Below are 16,851 nucleotides of genomic sequence, written 5' to 3'. Positions count from 1 at the left end.
GATTTTTAATGGAAAAGATCTATATAAGTGATCGTTAAAGATAATATAGATCTATATAAAGATCTTTACTATTATTCTTATTAGATCCCTTTTAAAATGTGTATATGAATTTTTATATAATAAAAACAACAGGTTATAAGGTATTTGCGAAGTGAATAGATCAGATTAAATTACGATCTAACTTGTGGATAAAATCTAAAGTTATCCACAAAAGAAGAAAAATAGATAGATTTTCACTAATTACTCCCAAATAAATCTCTATTTTTCCATAAGTTATCCACAACAGGTATGTCACGCTTTTTAGATTAAATTTATTTTCTTTTATTTATAAAGTAAAATTTCAAACCTATTTAATGTGTAAAAAAGTGAGAAAAAATGACCACTTGTAATTGCCAATCAGGCAAAAACTATACGGAATGTTGTGAGCCTTTTCATTTGAAAGCTAAGATGCCAGAAACTACAGAGCAACTTATGCGCTCACGCTATTCGGCTTATACCTTGGTTAATATCCCTTATATTGTTGAAACAACCGTACCAAGTCAGCAAAAATTTCTTGACCAAGTAGCAATGAAAGCGTGGGGAGAAAATACAAAATGGGCAGGATTAGAAATAATAAAGCATTTGCCTAATCTTTCTAAAATACATAGTCAGGTTGAATTTAAGGCATTTTTTGAGACAGAAGATGGCGTAAAAGCTCATCACGAATTATCTTTATTCGTTAATATTTCTGATAAATGGTACTTTGTTGATCCAACTGTTCCTTTACCAAACCAAAAACAAAATTGTGTATGTGGCTCAGGTAAAAAGTTTAAACATTGCTGCGGTTATTATCTTTAATTTTAGCTGAACTCTTTTTAAATAATAGAGACTAAAGAATAAATTCTACTCATTCACGACTAACTTACCTACAGGAGAACTAAAAATGGATTTCAGTAAGATTTTAAACCAAGTTTTAAATACAGCAAAAGATGCAGCAACTAATGGGTTAATTAAAGGTAATACGAAAAATGATCAAATTGCTAAAGTAGGTGGCGGTGCGGCAGCTCTTGGTCTTATTTCTATGTTATTTGGACGTAAAGGCGGATCGGGTTTAGCGAAATTAGGTTCTTTAGCTGCATTAGGTAGCCTTGCTTATCAAGCATATCAACGATATCAAGAGCAAAATGCGTCGGCAACTACATTAAACCAAAGTAATTTTAAAGAAGTTGATACAAATGAAGCAAGTAAAGTTATTTTGCAAGCAATGATTGCGGCAGCGGCAGCAGACGGTGAGATTACCGAAGATGAAAAAGCAGCTATTGTGGCACAAGTATCACAAGATCCAGAAGTTTTAGCGTGGATTAACCAAGAAATTAACAACCCTGCAAGCGTAGTTGAAATTGCTCGACAAGTAGGTAATGATCAAGCTCTTGCAACGCAAGTTTATCTTGCAGCTCGTGCGGTATGTACAAAATTAGAGCGTAAAGAAATCATTTTCTTAGCAAATTTAGCAAATGCACTCGGTTTACCAGATGCGTTAGTTGAGCAGTTAGAAAAAGATGCAGGTTTCTAATTAAACTTATTTTAGTTTAGATACAAGCGGTTATATTTTGAGAGTTTTTTGCAAAAAACTTGTGAAATATAATCGCTTGTTCTTTTTATTATAAGCTCAAAAATTAAGTAAACGTTTGCCTGATTTTTATTTGATAACTCGATCACAAAAAAGCAAATAAATCCTTTAAAACAAGGGCTCATTGCGTTAGTCTAACTCAAAATTTAAATTACAAAGGAGTAAAAAATGACTATTTTCCAAGTTGCTCAAAATTGGTTAAATCAAGACCCTGATGCAGAAACCCGCGCAGAGTTAGAACAGCTTATTCAAGCTGCTCAATCTGATGAAAAAGCGAAAGCAGAGTTGGAAGCTCGTTTTGATGGTCGCTTACAATTCGGTACGGCAGGTTTGCGTGGTAGATTGCAGGCAGGTTCACAAGGTATGAACTGTGTATTGGTCGCTCAAGCGGCTGGTGGTTTAGCAGAGTTTGTAAAAGGTTATGATAAAACCCCTTCTATTGTAATTGGTTACGATGGTCGTAAAAACTCTGATGTATTTGCTCGTGATACTGCTGAAATTATGGCAGCCGCAGGCATTAAAACTTACTTATTACCTCGCAAATTACCAACCCCTGTTCTTGCCTTTGCAATTCAATATTTTGATACCACTGCAGGGGTAATGGTAACTGCAAGCCACAATCCACCTGAAGATAACGGCTATAAAGTTTATTTAGGTAAAGCCAATGGTGGCGGACAAATCGTTTCGCCAGCGGATAAAGAAATCGCAGCATTAATTGATAAAGTAGCCGCAGGCAGCATTGCAGATTTACCTCGCAGCCAAGATTTTACGGTTTTAGATGATGAAGTAGTCAATAAATATATTGAGAAAACAGCGTCACTGGCGAAACAACCAAAAGCAGAAATTAACTATGTTTATACCGCAATGCACGGTGTAGGCTATGAAGTATTAAGCAAAACCTTAGCAAAAGCAGGTTTGCCACAACCGCATTTAGTGGAAGCACAAATTCAGCCGGACGGCTCATTCCCAACAGTAAACTTCCCAAATCCAGAAGAGAAAGGGGCGTTAGATTTAGCCATTGAATTAGCGAAAGAGAAAAATGCAGAATTTATTATCGCCAATGACCCTGATGCAGACCGTTTAGCCGTAGCGGTGCCTGATAGTGAAGGCAACTGGAAACCTCTGCACGGTAATGTAATTGGCTGTTTCTTAGGCTGGTATTTAGCGAAACAATACCACGCACAAGGCAAAAAAGGCGTATTGGCTTGCTCATTAGTGTCTTCCCCTGCGTTAGCTGAAATTGCGAAAAAATATGGTTTAGAGTCAGAAGAAACACTAACAGGTTTTAAATATATCGGCAAAGTTGAAAATCTATTATTCGGCTTTGAAGAGGCATTAGGCTACTTAGTTGATCCTGATAAAGTGCGTGATAAAGACGGTATTTCAGCGGCGATTATGTTCTTAGATTTAGTGTGCAGCTTAAAACAAGAGGGTAAAACCCTTGCCGATTACACCGCTGAGTTTGTGAAAGAGTTTGGGGCTTATGTAAGCGGTCAAATTTCTATCAGAGTTTGCGATTTAGCGGAAATCGGTAAATTAATGACTGCACTACGCAATAATCCTCCAGCAGAAATTGGTGGCTTTAAAGTGGCTGAATTTATCGATCACACCAAAACAGATCGCCAAAGCGATATTTTAGTCTTCATTTTAGAAAACGGCAGTCGCTTGATTGTTCGCCCTTCAGGCACTGAGCCGAAAATTAAATTCTATTTAGACGCTCGTGGCACTGATCCGAAAAATGCCGATGAAGTTCTAGCGCAATTTGATGAAAGCGTGCGTGCATTGCTTCGTCAAGAACAATACGGCAAACAAGATTGTTAATAATCTATAAATAGGGAGAGCTTTGCTCTCCCTTTTTTAAAGGAGATAGTATGGCTAAAAAAATTATTCTGGATTGCGACCCAGGGCACGATGATGCAATCGCAATTATGTTAGCTTGGGGAAATCCAAATATTGATTTACTTGCGGTTACGACTGTTGTTGGTAATCAAACCTTAGAGAAAGTCTCTCGTAATGCGTTGGCGGTGGCGGAAATTGCTAATATTCGGGGTATTCCTTTTGCTAAAGGTTGCCCTCGCCCATTAGTTCGAGAAGTAGAAACCGCCCCAGATATTCACGGCGATTCGGGGATGGACGGGCCAATACTCCCTGAACCTACCCAGCAATTTTCTGAAAAACACGCCGCTCAATTAATTATTGATTTGGTAATGTCACACCCGGAGAAAAGTATTACTTTAGTGCCGACCGGTGGGTTAACCAATATTGCCTTAGCTGCCCGCCTTGAGCCTCGGATTATTGAAAGAGTGAAAGAAGTGGTGTTGATGGGCGGAGGCTATCACACAGGTAACTGGAGTGCGGTGGCAGAATTTAATATTAAAATTGACCCAGAAGCTGCTCACATTGTGTTTAATGCAGGCTGGAAAGTTACGATGGTTGGCTTAGATCTTACTCATCAAGCCCTTGCAACTCCTGATGTAGTAGAACGTTTTAAAGCCTTAAATAGCAAGGCTGGACAGTTTGTTGTCGAGCTGTTAGCGTTCTTTACCAAAATGTATAAACAGGCCCAAGGCTTTGATGCCCCACCGGTTCACGATGCCTGTGCGGTGGCGTATGTGATTGACCCAAGTTTGATTGAAGTTCAGCAAGTGCCGGTCAATATTGAGTTAACCGGCACGCATACGCTTGGAATGACAGTGGCGGATTTCCGTTATCCGCCAAAACAATGTAATACTTGGGTAGCGAAAAAATTAGACAAAGACCGTTTTTGGGATTTGGTGATCGATTCGGTGCGAAATCTATAAAATATTGGGCGAACACATTGGTTCGCCCATATGAGAAATATATTAAGCATTCGTATATTCTGTCTTTTCGTCCAACCAACGCTTAATTAATGCCTGTGCAAGCGGTGGATTTTCGCTAATAATTTGCTTGGCGTAGCGTTGCACGAGCGGAATGATTTTTCTATCTCGCATTAAATCAGCCACTTTAAATTCTGCCATTCCTGTCTGTTTTGTGCCAAGAATTTCCCCTGTGCCACGAATTTCCAAATCTTTTTCCGCTATATAGAAACCATCTTGGCTATCTCGCATTACTTGTAATCGCTTGCTAGAAATTTTGCCTAACGGCGGCTTATACATCAGCACACAGTGAGAAGCCGTTGCCCCTCGCCCAACACGACCTCGTAATTGGTGGAGCTGGGCTAAACCTAAACGCTCGGAATTTTCGATAATCATTAGGCTGGCATTCGGCACATCAACACCCACTTCAATAACCGTTGTGGCAACCAATAAATCTAAATGAGCCGCTTTAAATTCCGCCATAATCGCTTGTTTTTCCTGCGGTTTCATTCGCCCGTGTACTAAGCCGATTCTCAAATCAGGCAAGGCACGTTGTAAATCTTCAGCAATCGCCGCTGCGGCTTGAGCTTCCAATACTTCAGATTCATCAATGAGCGTACATACCCAATAGGCTTGGCGGTTTTCTTGTTTACAGGCTTGGTAAACCCGTTGCACAATTTCTGCTCGCCGATCTTCAGAAATCACTACGGTGGTAATTGGCGTTCTACCCGGTGGCAATTCGTCAATAATAGAGGTATCTAAATCAGCATACACCGTCATTGCTAGCGTGCGGGGAATCGGGGTTGCGGTCATAATCAGCTGATGCGGATAAACATTCTCTTTCGCCCCTTTTTCACGCAAAGTTAAACGTTGATGTACCCCGAAACGGTGTTGTTCATCAATAATCACTAAAGCAAGATTATGAAATTCCACATTTTCTTGGAACAGAGCGTGCGTGCCGATAATCATCTGCACATCGCCGTTTTTTATTGCTTCTAATTGAGCGGTTCTCGCCTTGCCTTTCACTTTGCCCGCAAGCCAGCCCACCTCAATGTCAAACGGATTGAGCCAATTCGCAAAATTGTTAGAGTGTTGTTCGGCTAGAATTTCAGTTGGAGCCATTAACGCAACCTGTTTGCCATTATCAATCGCAAGCAGAGCAGCAAGGGCAGCAACGAGCGTTTTACCCGAACCTACATCGCCTTGCACCAAACGCATCATCGGGCTTGAGCGTGCTAAATCTTGCTCAATATCGGCAGTTACTCGGCTTTGAGCATTGGTTGGCTGAAAAGGTAAACTCGTCAAAAAGCGTTGTTTGATGTCAGTTTGATAAGTTAAAGGTTGGGCAAACTGCTGTTTTACCCCTAAACGGAGCTGTTGCATCGCCAAATTATGAGCCAATAACTCTTCAAAGATCAGCCGTTTTTGGGCTGGGTGTTCGCCTTTTTCTAACACTTCGGCAGAAATTGTTGGCGGTGGGCGATGTAATAACTGCAACGCCTCTTTTAAACTATATTTGTGCGGATTGTATTCATCGGGCAAAAGCTCAGCGACTTTAACTTTATCTAATAATGCCAAAGCTTGTTCGGTGAGTTTGCGTAGAGAGGTTTGTTTTAACCCTTCGGTGGTGGAATAAATCGGCGTTAGCGTTTCGGCAAGCTCAAGCGGTTGATTATTGCGGATAATTTGATATTCAGGGTGATGAATCTCCGCCATAAAACGTCCACGCTTAATTTCGCCAAACGCCTTTACTCGAACACCTGTAGCAAGGCTATTTTTCATTCCTGCATTAAAATTAAAGAATTTGAGCATAATTTTGCTCGTGCCGTCCGAAAGAGTAACCGATAGAATAGGCCTGCGACCAAATTGCACTTCAGTAAGCAGAACATAACCTTCAATGGTGGCAAAACTTTCAGGGCGAACGTCCGCAATCGGGGTAATGCGGGTGCGATCTTCATATCTCATCGGCAGATGAAACAGTAAATCTTGCACATTATTAATTCCAATTCGGCTTAGTTTTTCAGAAATAGTTGCTCCCACACCCGAAAGTGTGGTTAAAGGTACGCCGTCTAATAATTGTTCTCTCATTTTATGCAGTTTCAAAAGGGTTAAACAAACGCACATCGCAACGTGCGAAGTCTTTCAAGTTACGAGTAACCAATATCAGATTATAATATTTAGCTGTTGCAGCAATATAGGCATCGTTCAAATCCATCTTATTAGAAATATGGTACTCAGAGGCAAGCAAAGCGATTTCATTATTTACCGGGAAGGCTTTTGCTTGATACGCTTTTAAAACATTATTCTCAAACCAGCTGTTTAATCGTGTAGCTTGTTCTTGATCTTTACGGGCTTTTAATAAAATGCCTGTTTTGATTTCAGAGAGCGTAATACAACTAATGTTGGTTTGGCTTGGATTAATGTTTTTCAGCCATTGCCGCACATTTAAGTCCATTTTATCGTTTCTTAACTTATAAAGTTCGGAAACAACGTTGGTATCAAAAAGATAGCGATACATTACTCATCTCCAAAATCAATTGATCTAACTTTATTACTTTTACTGATTTCGGTTAATGTTTGCTCAAAATCTTCCCAAAATTCATCGCTAACATCATCATTGCTCGATGAGGTAAAAAGTTCTTCAAAGCTAGGTTCGACAGATTTTTTCTGCTGATAATCCACATAGCTCGAAACTACATTCACAACTTTCCCCCATTTTGTAATAAAAACAGGTTCTTTTTCCGCCATTTTTAATACTTTGCTGGCGTTTTGGTTAAACTCTCTTGAAGTAATGGTAATTGCCATATCGCCTCCAAAATGTAGTAAAAAGATGAAGATATTTTATTAAATGTAGTAAACTTTTTCAAATTATCAGCAGTTTAATCGATAAAATTTGCAAAAAGTCTTGAAAATTTGACCGCTTGCCCCATCTAGTTTCTGTTTTTAAATGAAAAAGGAATACACAATGGCAAATCAAGAAACCCGTGGCTTCCAATCGGAAGTAAAACAGCTGTTACAGCTGATGATCCATTCTCTCTACTCTAACAAAGAAATTTTCCTGCGTGAGCTAATTTCCAACTCAAGTGATGCGGCGGACAAGCTCCGTTTCAAAGCTCTCTCCGAACCCGCTTTATATGAGGGCGATGGCGAGTTGCGTGTGCGTGTGTCGATTGATGAAACGCTTGGCACGATTACCATTGCCGATAACGGTATCGGTATGACCCGTGAGCAGGTGATCGACCATCTCGGCACGATTGCGAAATCAGGCACTAAAGAGTTTTTAGCCTCGCTCGGCACAGAGCAAGCCAAAGACAGCCAGCTTATCGGGCAGTTTGGGGTGGGCTTCTACTCGTCATTTATTGTGGCGGATAAAGTCACCGTCAAAACCCGTGTCGCAGGCGTACCAGCTGAACAAGGCGTGATTTGGGAATCCGCAGGCGAAGGCGAATACACTATTGCGGATTTAGACAAAGCAGATCGTGGTACGGAAATCATTTTACATTTGCGTGCGGAAGAAAAAGAGTTCCTGAGCGAATGGCGTCTGCGTGAAATTATCGGCAAATACTCCGACCATATCGGCTTGGTGGTAGAAATTCAGACCAATGAATATGATGACGAAGGCAAACCAAGCGGTCAAAAATGGGAAAAAATTAACAAAGCCCAAGCCCTTTGGACGCGTTCAAAAAACGAAATTTCAGACGAAGAATACAAAGAGTTCTACAAACACATCAGCCACGATTTTGCCGACCCACTGCTCTGGTCGCACAACAAAGTGGAGGGTAAACAAGAGTACACCAGCTTGCTCTATGTGCCGAGTAAAGCCCCGTGGGATCTGTTCCAACGCGAGCAGAAACACGGCTTGAAACTCTACGTTCAACGCGTATTTATTATGGACGATGCGGAAGTCTTTATGCCGAACTACCTGCGTTTTATGCGTGGCTTGTTAGACACCAACGACCTCCCACTGAATGTCAGCCGTGAAATTCTACAAGAAAACCGTGTAACCCAATCGCTCCGCTCAGCTCTTACCAAACGAGCATTACAGTTACTGGAAAAATTGGCGAAAGACGATGCGGAAAAATACGCTCAATTCTGGAAAGAGTTCGGCTTAGTGCTGAAAGAGGGCGTGGGCGAAGATTTTGCCAACAAACAACAGGTGTCAGGCTTGCTCCGTTTTGCTTCAACAAACACAGACAGTAGCGAACAAGCGGTCAGTTTTGCCGATTATATTGCAAGAATGAAAGAGGGGCAGAAAGCCATCTACTTCTTAACTGCCGATAGCTATCAGGCTGCAAAAAACAGCCCACACTTAGAGCTATTCAACAAAAAAGGCATTGAAGTATTACTGCTTTCTGACCGCATTGACGAGTGGTTAATCAGCCATCTCACCGAGTTTGACGGCAAACCGTTACAAAGCATTACTAAGTCAGATTTAGACTTAGGCGACCTTGCCGACAAAGCGGAAGAAGAGACGCAAAAAGCCCAAGAGGCGGAGTTCGGGTCATTCTTAGAGCGAGCCAAAGGCTACTTCGGCGACCGTGTGAAAAATGTGGTGCTCACTCACCGCTTAACCGACACACCGGCAGTGGTTTCTACCGATAGCGATGAAATGACCACCCAAATGGCAAAACTGTTTGCCGCAATGGGGCAACAAGCACCGGAAGTGAAATATACTTTCGAGCTAAATCCAGATCATGCAATGGTGAAAAAAGTGGCAGATATTGCGAGTGATGACGAGTTCAACGACTGGATTGAACTACTGTTTGAGCAAGCATTATTAGCGGAACGAGGCACATTGGAAAATCCAACAGTGTTTATTAAGCGAATGAATAAACTCTTAGGGTAATAAGCAAAAAACCACCTTCATTGAAGGTGGTTTTTTGCTAGAAAGAATTATTGTTTATTCGTTTCTGGTTGCTGTTCCGCCTTTTGCTCTCGATTTCCTTCAAGCGATTGCTCTTCTGGTAATCCTTGCTCTTTATGCGGATCCGGTTCTTCTTGACCAATCGCTTTAGATTGTTGTTCAGGCGTTTTTTGCTGTTCAACAGGTTTATCGCCAGAAGATGGAGCTTGTGGCTGAACTTGGTTTGTAGATTCCATTGCCATTGGCTCAGTGCTAGAAGCTTCTTGATTGGTTTCCGGCTGCTGTGCTGCTTTCTGCTCTCGATGACCTTCTAAAGATTGCTCTTCCGGCAATGCTTGCTCTTTATGCGGATCCGGCTCTTTCTGACCAACGGCTTTAGATAACTCTTCAGGCGTAGTTTGTTGAACGTCCGGTTTAGCTTCAGGTGCTACGCCTGTTGATGCTGCCGTTGGGTTATGTTCAAGGGTTTTAGCGTGAGCTTCCGGTTTTTGCTCATTGGCTAATGTTTTAGCTTCCGGCGGTGCGGCGGATTTATTTGCTTCAGGCAACTCTGCCGGTTGTTGTTGCTGATGCCCTTCGAGGGATTGTTCTTCCGGTAGAGATTGTTTTTCGCTAGGGTTTACGGTTGGTTCAGCCTCTTTTGCTTGAGCTGCCGCTTCTTCTTTTGTAACAGGCGGAAGTGGATCAGGATTTTTTACTTCCAATTCTTTGTGCTGCTCAGCAACTTGTTGAGAGGGTTGTTGAGGTTCAGTTTTTGCTGGTTCTACTGTCTCTACTTTTTCGTCCTTTTTGTTGTCTTTATTGTCGATAAGATAATTACCGCCAATAAATGCCACCAAAACCAGTGCAATTAATAACAATACTCTAGACATAGTTGATCTCCTTTATTACGTTTTCGTTATCCTAACATTTTTTGAACGCAATACACAACAAGCGGTTAGATTTAGATAAAAATTTGCAAAATTTCCTGAAAATCTAACCGCTTTGTTTTAAAATAGACAAATTTTTCGAGCTTTTAAAAATTCAAAGAGAATAGGAATAACAATGCGTACAAGTCAGTATTTATTTTCAACCTTGAAAGAAACCCCGAATGATGCACAGGTGGTTAGCCACCAGTTAATGTTGCGAGCGGGTATGATTCGCCCGATGGCATCAGGTTTATACAACTGGTTGCCAACGGGAATCAAAGTGTTGAAAAAAGTGGAAAATATCATTCGTGAAGAGATGAACAAAGGCGGAGCAATTGAGGTGTTAATGCCTGTGGTTCAGCCTGCGGAATTATGGGTGGAATCAGGTCGTTGGAACGATTACGGCCTTGAATTGCTACGTTTTAAAGATCGTGGTGAGCGTGATTTCGTGCTTGGTCCAACTCACGAAGAAGTGATTACTGATTTAGTTCGCCGTGAAGTTTCTTCTTACAAACAACTTCCACTTAACTTATATCAAATTCAAACCAAATTCCGTGATGAAGTTCGCCCCCGTTTTGGCGTAATGCGTTCCCGTGAGTTTGTGATGAAAGATGCTTACTCTTTCCATACAACCAAAGAGAGCTTGCAAGAAACCTACGATATTATGTATCAGGTTTACAGCAACATTTTCACACGCTTAGGCTTAGATTTCCGAGCGGTACAGGCAGATACGGGTTCTATTGGTGGCTCAGCGTCGCACGAGTTCCAAGTATTAGCCTCAAGTGGTGAAGACGATGTGGTGTTTTCAACCGAATCAGATTTTGCCGCAAACATTGAATTAGCGGAAGCGGTGGCGGTAGGCGAACGCCAAGCTCCAACGGCAGCTATGGAATTAGTGGATACGCCAAATGCGAAAACCATTGCAGAATTAGTAGAAAATCACGGTTTAGCGATTGAGAAAACCGTTAAAACCTTAATCGTAAAAGGTGCAACGGAAGAGCAGCCATTAATTGCGTTAGTGATTCGTGGCGACCACGATTTAAATGAAATCAAAGCACAAAAACACCCATTAGTAGCAGATCCGCTAGAGTTCGCTGATGAAGCAGAAATCAAAGCGAAAATCGGTGCTGGTGTTGGCTCGTTAGGTGTAGTGAATATGCCGATTCCGGTGATTATTGACCGCTCAGTGGCGTTGATGTCAGATTTTGGCTGTGGAGCGAATATTGACGGCAAACACTACTTTAACGTGAACTGGGAACGTGATGTTGCGGTGCCGGAAATTGTAGATTTACGCAATGTGGTGGAAGGTGACCCAAGCCCAGACGGTAAAGGCATACTTCAAATCAAACGGGGTATTGAAGTGGGGCATATTTTCCAATTAGGCACAAAATACTCAGAAGCAATGAAAGCCACCGTGCAAGGTGAAGACGGTAAACCGCTGGTGATGACAATGGGTTGCTACGGAATTGGTGTTACCCGTGTGGTGGCAGCAGCGATTGAACAGCATTATGATGATCGTGGTATTATTTGGCCTTGTGATGAAATTGCCCCTTTCACCGTGGCGATTGTGCCGATGAATATGCATAAATCGGAAAAAGTCCAAGCATTCGCTGAAGAGCTATATGCTACCTTAAAAGCTCAAGGTGTTGATGTGATTTTTGATGATCGTAAAGAACGCCCAGGCGTAATGTTTGCGGATATGGAGCTTATCGGTGTACCGCATATGGTGGTTATCGGCGAGAAAAACCTTGAGAACGGTGAAATCGAATATAAAAACCGTCGCAATGGTGAGAAACAGATGATTGCGAAAGAGAGCTTATTAGATTTCTTGAAAGAGAATGTGAAGGCGTAATTTGCAATATTTTTCATAAAATTATTCACAATCCTTGTAAGGATTGCTCACAGCTTCGCTGCCGTTGGCAAAGCCAACGTTCAAAAAGCGGTGCTTTTTGTAACCGCTTGTAAATGTTGATTTACAAGCGGTTTTTTCTTGCCTGTAAAAAATATTACCTTTTTTATAAGGACTTAATTGTCGAATATATGGATTTTTTTGCTATAAATTTATAATGTGAAATAGATCACATATCTTGCAGCAATATATAGGTAATATGAGGCTGCTTAAGTTGTAAGCCTGTTAGCTTTTAAGTAAATACTAAAGTTTCATTTTAAGGAGTTTCCTATGAAAACGAGCAAAAGACGTTTTTTAAAATCAATTTTAGCTGTCTCTGTTCTTGCTGTAACTGGATTATATTCAAATATCACTTATGCAAAAGATGCTGAAAAATTTAAATTAGGCTTCTTAGTAAAACAGCCTGAAGAGCCTTGGTTTCAAACCGAATGGCGTTTTGCAGATAAAGCTGCTCAAGATCTTGGTGATGTAGAAATTATTAAAATTGCTGTGCCAGATGGCGAGAAAACCTTAAATGCTATAGATAATTTAGCTGCTAGTGGTGCGAAAGGTTTCGTTATTTGTACGCCTGATCCAAAACTAGGTCCTGCCATTATGGCAAAAGCGAGATCTTATGATTTAAAAGTGGTTACTGTTGATGATCAATTCTTAAATGCTGCGGGCGAACCGATGACAAATGTGCCATTGATTATGATGGCAGCGAAAGAAATAGGGGAACGTCAAGGGCAAGAGCTTTACAAAGAAATGCAAAAACGTAATTGGGATATTAATGAAACAGCGGTTCTTGCGATTACAGCTGATGAATTAGATACTGCTCGCCGTCGTACAGAAGGTTCGATTGATGCGTTAATTAAAGCGGGTTTCCCTCAAGAGAAAATTTATAAATCACCAACGAAAAGTAATGATATTCCAGGAGCTTTAGATGCTGCGAACTCAATGCTGGTTCAACACCCTAAAGTGAAAAACTGGTTAATTGTAGGTATGAATGACAATACCGTTTTAGGTGGTGTTCGTGCAACAGAAGGTCAAGGCTTTAAACCTGAAAATGTGATTGGCATTGGTATTAATGGTACTGATGCGGTAAATGAGCTTTCTAAACCAAATCCAACTGGTTTTGTGGGTTCATTATTACCAAGCCCAGACGTTCACGGTTATCGTAGTACAGAAATGCTTTATAAATGGGTAAAAGAAGGTGTAGAACCACCTAAATTTACACCAATTGGCGATCCTGTATTACTGACTCGTGAGAATTTTAGAGCCGAACTTGATAAGAAAGGGCTTTAATGGGTAAATAACTTCAGTAAGGAGGATATATGGTCGCATATTTAGAATTCGATAATATTTATAAAGAATTTCCCGGTGTTAAGGCTTTACAGGGCGTTTCATTTAAATGCTATGAAGGAAAAGTTCACGCATTAATGGGCGAAAATGGTGCAGGTAAATCCACCTTACTGAAGATTTTAAGTGGTAACTATTCTGCAACAAAAGGGAAGTTACATATTGGTGGAAGAACTGTTAATTTCCGTAATACCAAAGATGCTTTATTAGCAGGTGTTGCGATTATTTATCAGGAATTAAATATTGTTCCTGAAATGACGGTGGCTGAAAATTTATGTTTAGGGCAATTTCCGCACTCTTTTGGTGTGGTAAATCAAAAGAAATTGGAAGAAACTGCACAATTTTATTTAGATAAATTGGAGCTGAATATTTCGCCTTCTACTCAGCTTAAAGATTTATCTATTGGTCAATGGCAGATGATTGAAATTGCTAAAGCATTAAGTCATGGGGCAAAAATAATTGCCTTTGATGAGCCAACCAGTAGTTTGTCTGCCCCTGAAATTGAAAAGTTATTTTCTGTGATTAATGAGCTAAAAGCAGAAGGAAAAGTAATTCTATATATTTCTCATCGTATGGAAGAAATTTTTAGAATCAGCGATGAAATTACTGTATTAAAAGATGGGCAGTTTGTACAAACCTTCTCTGATTTATCTCAAATTACTAATGATGATCTTGTGCGTAGTATGGTTGGGCGTAATTTAGGTGATATTTATAACCACCGCCTAAGAGAGCTTGGCGAAGAACGTTTAAGAATTTCTAATTTATCGGGAACAGCCCTTAAAGGTAATTTCAATTTAAGTGTAAAAGCAGGCGAAGTGCTAGGTTTGTTCGGTTTAGTAGGAGCAGGACGTTCTGAATTACTCAAAGTGATTTTCGGTGCAGATAAGATTACACAAGGCACTATTGAATTAGATGGAGAGAAACTATCTATTAACTCGCCTAAAGATGCCATTGAAAATGGCATTGTGCTTTGCCCAGAAGATCGTAAAAAAGAAGGTATTATTCCAACAGCAACAGTTGGAGAAAATATCAATATTAGTGCCAGACGGTTACATAATTTTATACGTTTTATCATTAATGATAAGTGGGAAAAGGAAAATGCAGAATTCCAACGCAAACAGATGAATGTGAAAACTCCATCTATTGAACAATTAGTTGTGAATTTATCTGGCGGTAATCAGCAAAAAGCCATTCTAGGGAGATGGTTATCTGAAAATGTAAAAGTATTACTTTTAGATGAACCAACAAGAGGAATTGATGTTGGGGCTAAATCAGAAATTTACGATTTAATTTTTAAACTAGCAGATGAAAAATTAGCCATTATTGTTGTGTCGAGTGATTTACCAGAAGTAATAGGTTTATCAGACAGAATAATGGTTATGAAAGGGCAACAAATTACAGGCGAAGTTAGCCGAGATGATGCAACAGAAGCTGGAATTTTAAAACTTGCTATGGTTAATCACTAGAATTTTTACCGACAGAGGGATTTATTATGTCAGATGTAATAACAACAAATGTAAAATCAGCGACTCCAATTAATCGAATTTGGACAGCTTATGGAATGTTATTGATTTTCTTCGCTATTTTTATTGTCGCTTGTATTTTTGTACCTAATTTTGCTACAGCGATTAATATGAAAGGACTCGGTTTAGCTATTTCAATGAGCGGAATGGTTGCGTGCGGAATGTTATTCTGTTTAGCTGCTGGCGAAATTGATTTATCTGTAGCCTCTGTAATTGCTTGTGCAGGTGTTGTAACAGCGGTAGTTATCAATCAAACTCAAAGTGTTTGGATTGGAGTTTTAGCAGGTGTAGGATTAGGTATTGGTGTTGGCTTATTAAATGGTTTTATTATTGCAAAACTTAAAATTAACTCTCTAATCACAACACTTGCTAGTATGCAGATTGCTCGTGGTTTAGGTTACATTATTTCTGATGGTAAAGCGGTAGGTATTACTAAAGAGGAATTTTTTGAAATTGGTTATCAAGATTTCTTAGGTGTACCACTTCCAATTTGGTTTACCGTTATTTGCTTTATTATCTTTGGCTTCTTACTCAGTAAAACCACTTATGGTCGTAATACATTAGCTATTGGCGGTAATCAAGAAGCAGCAAGATTGGCAGGGATTAATGTTGATCGCACAAAATTAATGATTTTCGTAGTATCAGGAATGATTTCAGCCATTGCAGGGGTTATCTTAGCTGCTCGTATGACAAGTGGTCAGCCAATGACATCCGTTGGTTTTGAATTAACCGCTATTTCTGCTTGTGTATTAGGTGGTGTTTCATTAACGGGTGGTGTCGGTCGAATTTCATTTGTGATTGCTGGGGTATTAATTCTAGGTACAATTGAAAACGTGATGAACCTACTCAATATTTCGCCATTTGCTCAATATGTTGTGCGTGGTTTAATCTTGATGGCAGCGGTAATTTTTGATAAATATAAACAAAAAATATTTAGATAAAATTATCGGGGGTAAAATGCCTCAACATAAACAGGATTCACAAACTAATCCTTTACTTCCCGGGTATGACTTTAATGCTTATTTAGTGGCAGGTTGTACCCAAATTGAAAAATCAAATGAACTGGATTTTCCTATTTATCGTCCAAATGGAATGAATGGTTATATTCTCAATTTAACCATAAAAGGAAAAGGTTCAGTTTTCCAAAATGATCACCAATTTGATTGCAATGTTGGTGATCTTCTTTTATTTCCACCGAATGCCGTTCACGATTATCAACGCTCTCCTGATTCTGATTCTTGGCATCACCAATGGATTTATTTCAGAGCCAGAACCTTATGGAAGGATTGGTTAAAATGGAGTGATACCATTGAAAATGTAGGCAGATTAACTATTCCAGATCAGAAAACATATCAAAATATCTTGGCTTTATTTCAACAAATTGAAAAAGAGTACAACTCTAATCGTTTGTTTTCTGAAGCAATGTCTATGTGCTTACTTGAACAATTAATTATTACCTGCATTGAGCTAGAGCCTTCTAATCAAAAAAGGAAAATAGAGCCAAGAATATTAGATGTGTGTAATTTAATCTCACAAGATATTCACTTAAACCATAAAATTGAAGAATTAGCAGAATATATCCACATATCTCCTTCTCGTTTAACACATTTATTTGTAGAACAAGTAGGTACAAGTATTGTGAAATGGCGAGAAGAACAGAGAATGATAAGAGCAAGGCACTTATTGCATACCTCGAACGCCCCTATTTATCATATTGCCCGTCAGCTAGGCTATGACGATCAACTCTATTTCACTCGATTATTTAAACGTTATACAGGGCTAAGCCCTTCGGCGTTTAGGGATTCGAGATAAATTGTGATCTTAATCTCATTTAAAATGATGTAGCTGTTTTGTCCATATAAA

Annotated in this window: 14 protein-coding genes; 10 read left to right on the top strand and 4 right to left on the bottom strand. The window is 39.9% G+C overall.

All coding sequences use genetic code 11. From position 1 onward, the window contains the following. Positions 1-375 precede the first annotated feature (375 nt). The 4 genes from ACERCG_RS01215 to ACERCG_RS01200 all read left to right on the top strand — a co-directional run bounded on the left by ACERCG_RS01215 (position 376) and on the right by ACERCG_RS01200 (position 4,410). Entirely contained in the window at positions 376-837 is a 462-nt protein-coding gene (locus ACERCG_RS01215; RefSeq protein WP_373610269.1) for a YchJ family protein, read from the top strand. 85 nt (positions 838-922) lie between these two features. Further along, positions 923-1,552, top strand: coding sequence for a tellurite resistance TerB family protein (locus ACERCG_RS01210; protein ID WP_373610268.1), 630 nt, complete (start codon positions 923-925; stop codon positions 1,550-1,552). Positions 1,553-1,777: 225 nt separating this feature from the next. Then, the gene (locus ACERCG_RS01205; protein WP_373610267.1) at positions 1,778-3,430 is read left to right on the top strand and encodes a phospho-sugar mutase; all 1,653 of its coding nucleotides are present in this window, start codon (positions 1,778-1,780) and stop codon (positions 3,428-3,430) included. A 50-nt stretch (positions 3,431-3,480) separates the two neighbouring features. Beyond that, complete coding sequence (locus ACERCG_RS01200; protein ID WP_373610266.1) at positions 3,481-4,410, top strand: nucleoside hydrolase; 930 nt, start codon at positions 3,481-3,483, stop codon at positions 4,408-4,410. Between the two features lie 42 nt (positions 4,411-4,452). Here the strand turns inward: ACERCG_RS01200 and recG are convergent, their stop codons facing one another. Genes recG through ACERCG_RS01185 form a run of 3 tightly spaced genes read right to left on the bottom strand, consistent with a single transcriptional unit; the run spans position 4,453 to position 7,251 of the window. Then, positions 4,453-6,534, bottom strand: coding sequence for an ATP-dependent DNA helicase RecG (gene recG, locus ACERCG_RS01195; RefSeq protein WP_373610265.1), 2,082 nt, complete (start codon positions 6,532-6,534; stop codon positions 4,453-4,455). Between the two features lies 1 nt (position 6,535). Beyond that, a complete protein-coding gene (locus ACERCG_RS01190) occupies positions 6,536-6,964 on the bottom strand; it encodes a type II toxin-antitoxin system VapC family toxin (RefSeq protein WP_373610264.1) in 429 nt (142 codons plus the stop codon). Beyond that, positions 6,964-7,251 (bottom strand): type II toxin-antitoxin system Phd/YefM family antitoxin, encoded by a 288-nt coding sequence (locus ACERCG_RS01185; protein ID WP_373610263.1) that lies wholly within the window; start codon positions 7,249-7,251, stop codon positions 6,964-6,966. The genes ACERCG_RS01190 and ACERCG_RS01185 overlap by 1 nt, the downstream gene beginning before the upstream one ends. Positions 7,252-7,411: 160 nt before the next feature. Here ACERCG_RS01185 and htpG point away from each other — a divergent pair, with 160 nt between their 5' ends. Continuing rightward, complete coding sequence (gene htpG / locus ACERCG_RS01180) at positions 7,412-9,292, top strand: molecular chaperone HtpG (protein ID WP_373610262.1); 1,881 nt, start codon at positions 7,412-7,414, stop codon at positions 9,290-9,292. A 47-nt stretch (positions 9,293-9,339) separates the two neighbouring features. Here htpG and ACERCG_RS01175 read toward each other — a convergent pair whose 3' ends face one another. Continuing rightward, positions 9,340-10,182: a hypothetical protein gene (locus ACERCG_RS01175; protein WP_373610261.1), complete on the bottom strand. Its 843-nt coding sequence runs from the start codon at positions 10,180-10,182 to the stop codon at positions 9,340-9,342. 172 nt (positions 10,183-10,354) lie between these two features. On the opposite strand from ACERCG_RS01175, the gene proS reads away from it, so the two are divergent. The 5 genes from proS to araC all read left to right on the top strand — a co-directional run bounded on the left by proS (position 10,355) and on the right by araC (position 16,800). Then, a complete protein-coding gene (gene proS, locus ACERCG_RS01170) occupies positions 10,355-12,070 on the top strand; it encodes a proline--tRNA ligase (RefSeq protein WP_373610260.1) in 1,716 nt (571 codons plus the stop codon). Between the two features lie 327 nt (positions 12,071-12,397). Next, positions 12,398-13,411 carry an arabinose ABC transporter substrate-binding protein gene (locus ACERCG_RS01165; protein WP_373610258.1) on the top strand — a complete coding sequence of 338 codons (1,014 nt, stop codon included), beginning with the start codon at positions 12,398-12,400 and terminating at the stop codon, positions 13,409-13,411. Positions 13,412-13,440: 29 nt separating this feature from the next. Then, a complete protein-coding gene (gene araG, locus ACERCG_RS01160; protein WP_373610257.1) occupies positions 13,441-14,931 on the top strand; it encodes an L-arabinose ABC transporter ATP-binding protein AraG in 1,491 nt (496 codons plus the stop codon). A gap of 26 nt (positions 14,932-14,957) precedes the next feature. Beyond that, on the top strand, positions 14,958-15,929 hold the full coding sequence (gene araH / locus ACERCG_RS01155) for an L-arabinose ABC transporter permease AraH (protein WP_373610256.1): 972 nt from the start codon (positions 14,958-14,960) through the stop codon (positions 15,927-15,929). 16 nt (positions 15,930-15,945) lie between these two features. After that, on the top strand, positions 15,946-16,800 hold the full coding sequence (gene araC, locus ACERCG_RS01150) for an arabinose operon transcriptional regulator AraC (protein ID WP_373610255.1): 855 nt from the start codon (positions 15,946-15,948) through the stop codon (positions 16,798-16,800). Positions 16,801-16,851: the final 51 nt, after the last annotated feature.

The sequence above is a fragment of the Mannheimia sp. E30BD genome, assembly GCF_041807785.1.
Classification (GTDB): Bacteria; Pseudomonadota; Gammaproteobacteria; order Enterobacterales; family Pasteurellaceae; genus Mannheimia.
Note: the sequence above shows the minus strand (reverse complement) of the source record. Positions and strands in the feature narration are given on the sequence as shown.